This window comes from Bacillus cereus group sp. BfR-BA-01379 (assembly GCF_022663605.1).
In the GTDB taxonomy this organism is placed as follows: Bacteria; Bacillota; Bacilli; order Bacillales; family Bacillaceae_G; genus Bacillus_A; species Bacillus_A mobilis.
Genome location: NZ_JAKUFT010000117.1, coordinates 1 through 8,976, shown reverse-complemented (window position 1 = coordinate 8,976; position 8,976 = coordinate 1). Strand labels below are relative to the sequence as shown.

Here is an 8,976-nt window from a genome sequence, read left to right as displayed (position 1 = left end):
ACCGCTTCATATGCTCTTCGAATATCACTTTCTTTCGCTCTAGCTAAACTCATAACTGTCGCATTTTGAATTGTATTTGCAATGCGTTTTACCGATTGAAAATCCCCTTCGGAAGCTGCTGCAAAGCCAGCTTCCATGACATGAATACCCAGTCTCTCTAATTGCCTTGCAATTTGCAATTTCTCTTGTTCATTTAAATTCACTCCTGGTGATTGTTCGCCATCACGTAGCGTCGTATCCATGAACAAAATCTGCTTCATATTATTTGACCCCTGCCTTTACTCGTGGCTGTACGAAAGGCATCATTTCACGTAACTTACGTCCAACTACTTCGATTTCATGTTCATTCTCTTTCTCATTTGTCGCATGGAAATTTGGTTTTCCTGCTTTATGCTCTGCAATCCAACCTCTCGCAAATGTACCATCTTGAATTTCGGCTAGCACTGCACCCATCGCTTTCTTCGTATCTTCCGTTACAACGCGTGGTCCTGATACGAAGTCGCCCCACTGTGCTGTATCTGAAACTGAATATCTCATATTTTCAAGTCCACCTTCATACATAAGGTCAACGATTAGTTTTAGTTCATGTAAACATTCAAAATAGGCAAGTTCAGGCTGGTATCCTGCATCAACTAGCGTTTCAAATCCAGCTTTTACTAGCGCAGTTACTCCGCCGCAAAGTACAGCTTGCTCTCCAAATAAATCTGTTTCTGTTTCTTCTTTAAACGTCGTTTCTAATACGCCCGCTCTCGTCGCTCCGATTCCATCAGCATAAGAAAGTGCCTTTTCAGTCGCAACTCCTGTCGCGTCTTGATATACGGCAAATAATGCAGGAACGGCTCCGCCTTCAGCAAACGTACGGCGTACAAGATGCCCTGGACCTTTAGGCGCTACTAGAAATACATCTACATTAGCTGGTGGTTTCACTTGATCAAAGTGAACATTAAATCCGTGTGCAAAAACGAGAGAATTTCCTGCCTGTAAATTTGGTGCAATTTCCGCTTCATATACTTCTGGCTGCAGTTCATCGGGTAGTAAAATCATTACTAAATCAGCCTGCTCCGCTGCTTCTGCTACTGTATATACAGAAAATCCATCTTCTTTCGCTTTATCCCAAGACTTCCCTTTTCTTAAACCTACTACTACATCAAATCCGTTATCACGCAAGTTTTGCGCATGCGCATGACCTTGCGAGCCATATCCGATAATTGCTACTTTCTTTTCTTTTAATACATTTACCGTTACATCTTTCTCATAATAAACCTTTGCCATTTTCATTTCCCCCTATATTTAAATGATTATTGAATTAACATAACTTGCTTATCTTGTTTTTTCATACTACGCGTAAATGCTGTTACACCTGTTCTAGCAATTTCTTTCAAACCGTATGGACGAAGTAATTCAATTAGTGCTTCTACTTTCTCCTGCGTACCAGTTACTTGCACAACTATGGAATCCTTCCCAACATCTATTACAGCGGCTCGAAACGGTTCAATTAAACTATATAATTCTGCTCTTGCTACTGATGTTGCGACTTTAATAAGTGCAAGTTCTCTTGCAATCATCGCTTCTTCTGTAATATCTGATACTTTCAGAACATCAATTTGCTTATGAAGTTGTTTAATTAACTGCTCAACTTGCTGTTCATTTTCAACGTGTACAACAATCGTCATCCGTGATATGTCCGATGATTCTGTATGACCTACTGAAATACTTTCAATATTAAAATGTCTTCGTGTCATAACACCTGTAATTCGGTTTAACACACCACTTTGATTTCGAACTGTCGCTGTAACAATTCTCTTCACCTTTTTTCCACTCCCTCCATTTGGTGAACACCTTTCCCCGGCGCAACCATCGGCATTACCTTTTCTGATTGAAGTACACGGCAATCAATTACGACCGGTTCTTGTAATTCAATCGCATGCTGTATTTGCTTCTTTGCAAGAAGTGGATCATCTATGCGAACTCCTTTTATGCCATACGCATTCGCAAGAGCAACGAAATCTGGTTGACACGATAGTAAAGAGTGCGAATATCTTTTGTTATAAAATTCATCTTGCCATTGTCTTACCATTCCTAAAGCTTCATTATTTAAAATAAATACTTTAACAGGTAAAGAATGTTCTTTTAATACACTTAATTCTTGCAGCGTCATTTGAAATCCAGCGTCACCAACAATTGCAATAACTAGTTCTTCAGGCTTTGCAATTTGCGCACCAATTGCTGCTGGAAATCCGAACCCCATCGTCCCTAATCCTCCTGAAGTTACCCATTTATCTGGGTTTTTCAGCGGATAGTATTGGGCTGCCCACATTTGATGTTGCCCAACATCTGTTGTTACAATCGCTTCTCCCTTCGTAATTTCATATAACATATCAATTGCGTATTGAGGCTTAATACTTTCAGAGTTTCGTTTATAAGAGAAGGGATACTGTTCTTTTCTACTCTTTAATAAAGTGATCCATTCATGATGATTTTCTTTCCTTCCTTCCGGTTGAAGTAATACTTCCAACGCTTGCTTAGCACTTGCAACAATAGGAATTTCAGTTGGCACATTTTTTCCGATTTCTGCTGGATCAATATCGATATGTGCAACAGTCGCCCCTTTAGCAAAATAAGCTAAATTCCCAGTAAGCCGATCATCGAATCTTGCACCTATATTAATAAGTAAATCGCATTCATATAATGCCATATTGGCTGTGTAAGAACCGTGCATTCCTCCCATTCCTAGAAAAAGTTCATCATCTGGCGGAAAGCCCCCAAGACCAAGTAATGTATGCACAACTGGAATTTCATACTTACGAGCAAAACTCGTTAACTCTTTTGATGCTTTCGCATGCAATACACCTGCTCCAGCTAAAATTAACGGCTTATTTGCAGCACGAATTGCTTGTAATAATTTGTTTATTTGGAGTAGATTCGGTTCATAATTCGGATTGTATCCTGGTAAATCCATTTGTACGTCATTACATCGTTCTCCTTGCTCTACCACCATATCTTTCGGAAGATCAATAACGACTGGGCCTGGTCTTCCTGTTCTAGCAATATGAAAGGCTTCTTTAATAATTCGAGGTAAATCTGAAGCCTTTCGCACCTGATAGTTATGTTTTGTCACCGGCATCGTAAGCCCCATAATATCCGCTTCTTGGAAAGCATCACTTCCAATTAACGTTGTTGCTACTTGCCCTGTAAATACAACAAGTGGTAACGAATCAATCATCGCATCTGCAAGACCCGTAATAACATTTGTAGCACCTGGTCCACTCGTTGCAATGACAACCCCTGGATTACCAGTAATTCTGGCATACCCTTCAGCGGCGTGAATAGCACCTTGCTCATGCCTTGTTAAAATATGCGGAATTTCACAGTCATAGAGTGCATCATAAAGAGGTAAAACAGCACCACCAGGATAACCGAAAATTACTTCTACTCCTTCCTTTTCTAGCGCTTCTAGCAATAGCTGTGCACCAGTTGCCAGTTTCTCTTCCGTTTTTGAAGACATTGTTCTTATAAGCCCCCTTTTTGAAAACTTTTATCAATAAAAAAAATCCTACGTCCACACTCCAGCTATGTGCTGAAGGGACGAAAGATTTCGCGGTACCACCCTTCTTCGCAAGAATACTCTTGCCTCAGTGACCCATAAATGAGTCTAGCTAATAACGGAGCTACCGTCTAAGCCTAGACAAATGCTTCAGCTTAGCACTCAAGGGCGATGTTCGTCGACGTGAACCATCGGTTTTCAGCAACCACCGACTCTCTGTGAGGCTTCACAATCAACTACTCCTCCCTCTCAACGCTTTCTTATGTTATAAAAAGTTGTTATCCAACTTTATTTTCTTCGTAAATTTTCTCTCCATCTTCTATAACTAATTTTCGGAATTCTTCTAATAAACGATTCGTATGTGGACCTGTTTGCCCTAAACCAATCGTTCTACCATCTACTGTCGTAACAGCAATTACTTCAGCAGCCGTTCCTGTTAAAAATACTTCATCAGCTACATATACATCATGTCTTGTAAATAACTCTTCTCTAACGTCATATCCAAGTTTTTCGCCGATTTCTAAAATAGCGTTTCGTGTAATACCTTCTAACGCTCCAGCAGAACTTGGTGGTGTAATTAATTTATTTCCTTTTACAATAAACACGTTATCTCCTGAGCCTTCAGCTACGTATCCTTGGTCATTTAACATAAGTGCTTCTTGTACTCCAGCTAATTTCGCTTCAATACGAACTAAAATATTGTTTAAGTAATTTAAAGATTTTACTTGAGGCGACAAAACATCTGGACGGTTTCGGCGCGTCGCAACTGTTACAACCGGAATCCCTTTTTCATAATATTCTTGTGGGAATAAAGATAGTTGTTCTGCAATTACTACTACATTCGGTTTCTGACAAGAATCAGGATCTAATCCAAGATTTCCTGCACCTCTCGATACAACAAGGCGAATGTATCCATTAGATAATTTATTTTGTCGAATCGTCTCAACAACAATATTCGTTACTTCATCTAAAGAATATGGAATTTCTAACATGATGGATTTTGCTGATTCATATAACCGGACAAGATGCTCTCTCAAACGGAAAACATTACCGCTATAAACTCTAATTCCTTCAAATACTCCATCTCCATATAAATAACCATGATCATATACTGAAACTTTTGCTTCGTCTTTTGGAACAAATTCTCCATTTAAGAAAATCCATTGCTCATTCACTGGAAAGCGCCTCCTATGTTCTATGAATTTTTTATTGTTTCCTAGTTTACTCTCCTTTTTAAATAAATCAAGTAAATTTTTAGAAAATTTTTAATTTTTAATCGTACGTACATCTTTGATTATATTGATTTAACAGCATTGTTAACGTTTACAAAAAGTCAAATTTTTTTTTTCGCCAAATTCCACTAAAAAATATATTTGTTTAAAAGAAGGATTTTCATCAATTGATACGAATCTATTGTATTCAATAAACGGACGTCCGTTTTTATAAATTCGGGAATATACAACGACTTTTGCTGAAAAAGGGGGAAAATAATAAAAATAACGCTGTCTAAAAATAACATTCATATTTTTCATCTCGCAATCATAATCCTATTTTTAAAAAACAATTTGTCAAAATGAAGGAGGAAATCAATATGGCGTGTGTACAAATTAAAGGAACGAGACAAGAGGTAGTAGAAATGCTTCAACTATTTGATCTAATGGATACGAAAGGTTTTTGTAAATTCGATAATTATGTAGAGGTAGAACCAAATAATAAAGAACATAATAATTTTATTGCTTCAATCGACATTCGTTCAAATACTTCTTCCGCCCAAGATACTTTAAACGATCAATTCGTAAGTCAAATGCTTACTGGTGTATATAACGACTAAGTAAAGTGATACGTTAATTAAGCTATCCGTCAATAGCAGGATAAATATAGGCTTCCTACCGTCTTTGCATAAATATATGCGATGTACTTGAGCATACTAGCAACTAGATGGTAGGAGGTGAGAATTATGGCTAGAATTGGCGTTGAAAACTCATTAACAGATGTTCAACAAGCTCTTAAGCAACAGGGACATGAAGTCGTTACCCTTCACTCCGAACATGATGCACAAGGGTGCGATTGTTGTGTTGTAACTGGGCAAGATTCCAATATGATGGGTATTGCAGATACATCTATTAAGGGATCGGTAATTACAGCTCATGGTTTAACAACAGATGAAATTTGTCAGCAAGTTGAGAGCCGTACTTAAAAAAGAAAGAGGACTCCTTTTCAAAAGGAGTCCTCTTTTTTATATTCACCTAACGGGAAAGTAACATATACTGGATGAAAGCCCTACCTCTCTCTCATCATTACGGTTCCAATGACCGCTCCTTGATTCACTAGTATACCTATAAAGCCTACAATTATAATTTATAGGGTTTGTTCACAAAAGTTGTTGGTAAGACTACCCGATCTTTCGCAAACTTTTCGTATTATATTTATAAGATTTATTTACTTTACACTAGCTGTAACCGAGACACGAATCAAAATTCTAACACCAATATAATAACTTGTCAACATTTTTTACAAATTAAAAACAGACAGTAACGGTTTGTCTGTTTTAGAATGGAGCTTTTTCTTTTATTACATATACAACAAAACCGCTTACTAACATACATAAGCCAACTACTAAGTTTTTGATATTAATCATAAATTCCTCTCCCTTATTCCACACATCATATATATTTACAGTTCAATTATTCCGATCATCCTAAAGCGCACTTTTTCTAATATATCATAATTCCTAAAAAATGCAAGTTCACTTTTGGCGACCATTTACAAATTTATCTACAGTGCTTGGTACAGTATTTAAAGCCTTTTCAATTAAATGCGTACTACTATTGAGGTGCAATACTTGCACACCGTTAGAACCGACTACTAAAAAAGCAACTGGACTAATTGAAACCCCAGCTCCGCTTCCGCCTCCAAATGGATGACTTTGCTTGTTCTCTTTATGCTGCCCTTGTCCGTTATTATGTTTTTCAGAAATAAAATCACCTTTAAAATCACTTCCACCGGCACCAAAACCAAAAGCCACTTGAGATACTGTTAATACTACATTTCCATCAGCCGTTGAAACGGGACTTCCGACAATCGTATTTACATCTACCATCTCTTTTAAATTTGTCATTGCTGTTTTCATTAAATTTTCAATTGGATGTTCCATTATGTATTGCACCCTTTCCTTCTTATTCTTTTTTATACTTTCCAAAATAGAGGAAGTCATACTAACTTTTCCTATTTCAAAAAAACAATTTCTACCTTTTAAATGGATATTACTCCCTGTACATACTCGGATAAAAAAGAAAAAGAGAAACATACTACTATTGAACCTTGTTATGAAAGGAGTCATGACTTTGACTGAGAAATTTGATGAGTATAAAAAAAGAGATAGAATAGATAGTGATTATAGTGACTATAAAGAAGAATATGCAGCTGAGGTTGCACCACAGCGCATTGATTATGATTACGATGAGAAAGATCATAAAGGTGATGTAAGATCGTCTGCGGCTGGATCAACTGCTGGCTTTATCGCTCTTGCCTTATCTATCTTATCACTCTTTACCTTCCCAACATTATTTGGTCTTGTTTCTGTATTACTAGGGATTTACGCTTATAATCGTGGAGCTACTGTAACTGGTGGTATCGCTGCGATTGTCGGCGGAATTGCAGCACTTATTGCAATTTTATTCCGAGTAGCACTTGTCGGATTATTGTTCTCCCTTTTTTAAAACGAAAAAGGTATCTCGCTTATGCGGGATACCTTATCCTGTAAATACATCTTCCGATGGATATTTAATTTTTTGTTTTGCTGGTCGCGCTAAAGAAAACACAAGTGTTAACGGTCCAATTAATCCGCAAAACATAACAAACATAATAATGCATTTTCCAAACGCTGATAGCTTTGCAGTAATCCCCATCGTTAACCCTACTGTACCGAACGCTGAAATTGTTTCAAATAGTAACTGAATAAAGCTGAAGTTTTCTGTAAGCATTAATACAAATACCGCTGCAAAAATGAGGATTTGACTGGCAACAGCAATAGCTAATGCTCTCGTTACCGTCGATATTTTTATTGTGCGCTGAAATAATACAATTTCCTCTTTCTTTCTAAAGAACGAAAGGACAGATGTAACTAAAATAACAAACGTTGTTAATTTAATCCCTCCACCCGTGGATACACTTCCTGCCCCAATAAACATTAAAACCATCGTAAATAATATAGATGATTCTTCCATACCCCCGTAATCAACTGTATTAAATCCAGCAGTACGAGGAGTAATACCTTGGAAAAAAGAAGCCCATAACTTTTCATTTAAAGGTAAATTCCCTAACGTCTTCACATTATTATATTCTAATACAAAAATCACAATCATCGCTATAACATTTAACGCTACTGTTCCAACAATCATAATTTTGGAATGAAGCGATAGTTTTCGAAAACTACGGCTATACCATATATCAATTAATACAGTAAAACCGAGACCACCTATTACGATTAAAGAGCAAATCCCTATATTAATAATAGGATCTCCTACATACCTTGTTAAATTATCCGGCCATAGAGCAAATCCAGCATTATTATAAGATGCAATAACGTGAAAAATACTATAGTATACACCTTTTCCAAAACCAAACTCTGGAATAAAGCGAAACGATAAAAAGATGACTCCAATAAGCTCAATACAAATTGAAAATATAAAGACACGTTTTACTAATTTTACAAGACCACCTATATTTGTCTGATTAAATGCCTCTCCAATTAATAATCGATGGCGTAATCCGATTTTTTTACCTAATACCCAAACAATTAAAATGGCAATTGTCATAAGACCTAAACCGCCTGTTTGAATTAAAAACATAATAACAATCTCGCCAAACATCGTAAACGTACTTGCAGTATCTACTACTCCCAATCCCGTTACAGTTGCCGCTGACGTTGCCGTAAAGAAAGCATCTACCCAACTAATATGTACTTTCGTTGCGAATGGTAACTTTAATAACAAACCGCCAACCACAATTAAGCAGAAAAAACCTAATGCTAATATTTGTGGTGGATTTAATCGTATAAAACGATTATATAGCCCCTGTCTTTTTGTTACTTCCATATTCACTAACTCCCTTTTTCCCCTCATAACTAAAGGCTTATAAGAAACCTTACATAGTGGGATAAACCTTATATTCTCATAATATAGTTGAGCATAATCCTTTTTTTCATAGTTTTCAACTTTTATTTATACTCGAACTTTACTTCATTTTATGACGAAACACTTTCTATTCTATTTATTCTTATTCTATAACTCTCGCAACAATCATTTTATATGTATCATTTCTCAAATCCTCATACCTTTCACTCTATGTTCACGCCAAGGTCACATCTATCTTTTATAGTATATGTATCGAAGTTGTTCCTCCCTAATTTATAAGACATTCCCCAGTGTCTT

The 8,976-nt window shown here is 36.7% G+C and carries 11 protein-coding genes, 1 pseudogene and 1 other annotated feature; of the genes and pseudogenes, 3 read left to right on the top strand and 9 right to left on the bottom strand.

The features are described from left to right. The 6 genes and pseudogenes from MR113_RS25835 to MR113_RS28525 all read right to left on the bottom strand — a co-directional run. Nucleotides 1-260, bottom strand: a pseudogene (locus MR113_RS25835) (2-isopropylmalate synthase); the annotation flags it as partial. A 1-nt stretch (nt 261) separates the two neighbouring features. Further along, complete coding sequence (gene ilvC / locus MR113_RS25830; RefSeq protein WP_001151727.1) at nt 262-1,272, bottom strand: ketol-acid reductoisomerase; 1,011 nt, start codon at nt 1,270-1,272, stop codon at nt 262-264. A gap of 26 nt (nt 1,273-1,298) precedes the next feature. After that, the gene (ilvN, locus tag MR113_RS25825; protein ID WP_000822948.1) at nt 1,299-1,808 is read right to left on the bottom strand and encodes an acetolactate synthase small subunit; all 510 of its coding nucleotides are present in this window, start codon (nt 1,806-1,808) and stop codon (nt 1,299-1,301) included. Further along, entirely contained in the window at nt 1,805-3,505 is a 1,701-nt protein-coding gene (gene ilvB / locus MR113_RS25820; protein ID WP_242257327.1) for an acetolactate synthase large subunit, read from the bottom strand. Before ilvB ends, ilvN begins: the two co-directional genes overlap by 4 nt. 73 nt (nt 3,506-3,578) lie before the next feature. Beyond that, nucleotides 3,579-3,806: a binding site (T-box leader), on the bottom strand. Between the two features lie 16 nt (nt 3,807-3,822). Next, a complete protein-coding gene (gene ilvE, locus MR113_RS25815) occupies nt 3,823-4,719 on the bottom strand; it encodes a branched-chain-amino-acid transaminase (RefSeq protein ID WP_242257326.1) in 897 nt (298 codons plus the stop codon). Between the two features lie 141 nt (nt 4,720-4,860). Then, entirely contained in the window at nt 4,861-5,076 is a 216-nt protein-coding gene (locus MR113_RS28525; protein ID WP_313895090.1) for a hypothetical protein, read from the bottom strand. A 59-nt stretch (nt 5,077-5,135) separates the two neighbouring features. On the opposite strand from MR113_RS28525, the gene MR113_RS25810 reads away from it, so the two are divergent. Together MR113_RS25810 and MR113_RS25805 are read left to right on the top strand one after the other, a co-directional pair. Next, the gene (locus tag MR113_RS25810; protein WP_242257325.1) at nt 5,136-5,375 is read left to right on the top strand and encodes a DUF3911 family protein; all 240 of its coding nucleotides are present in this window, start codon (nt 5,136-5,138) and stop codon (nt 5,373-5,375) included. A 126-nt stretch (nt 5,376-5,501) separates the two neighbouring features. After that, the gene (locus MR113_RS25805) at nt 5,502-5,741 is read left to right on the top strand and encodes a YkuS family protein (RefSeq protein ID WP_061678665.1); all 240 of its coding nucleotides are present in this window, start codon (nt 5,502-5,504) and stop codon (nt 5,739-5,741) included. A 351-nt stretch (nt 5,742-6,092) separates the two neighbouring features. On the opposite strand, the gene MR113_RS25800 is transcribed toward MR113_RS25805, so the two are convergent. After that, nucleotides 6,093-6,182: a hypothetical protein gene (locus MR113_RS25800; RefSeq protein WP_000608225.1), complete on the bottom strand. Its 90-nt coding sequence runs from the start codon at nt 6,180-6,182 to the stop codon at nt 6,093-6,095. Between the two features lie 108 nt (nt 6,183-6,290). Next, on the bottom strand, nt 6,291-6,758 hold the full coding sequence (gene ytfJ / locus MR113_RS25795) for a GerW family sporulation protein (protein WP_061678666.1): 468 nt from the start codon (nt 6,756-6,758) through the stop codon (nt 6,291-6,293). Between the two features lie 112 nt (nt 6,759-6,870). Between ytfJ and MR113_RS25790 the strand changes: the two genes are divergently transcribed. After that, nucleotides 6,871-7,263 (top strand): imidazole glycerol phosphate synthase, encoded by a 393-nt coding sequence (locus MR113_RS25790; protein ID WP_242257328.1) that lies wholly within the window; start codon nt 6,871-6,873, stop codon nt 7,261-7,263. A 33-nt stretch (nt 7,264-7,296) separates the two neighbouring features. On the opposite strand, the gene MR113_RS25785 is transcribed toward MR113_RS25790, so the two are convergent. After that, complete coding sequence (locus MR113_RS25785; protein ID WP_242257324.1) at nt 7,297-8,640, bottom strand: TrkH family potassium uptake protein; 1,344 nt, start codon at nt 8,638-8,640, stop codon at nt 7,297-7,299. Nucleotides 8,641-8,976 lie beyond the last annotated feature (336 nt).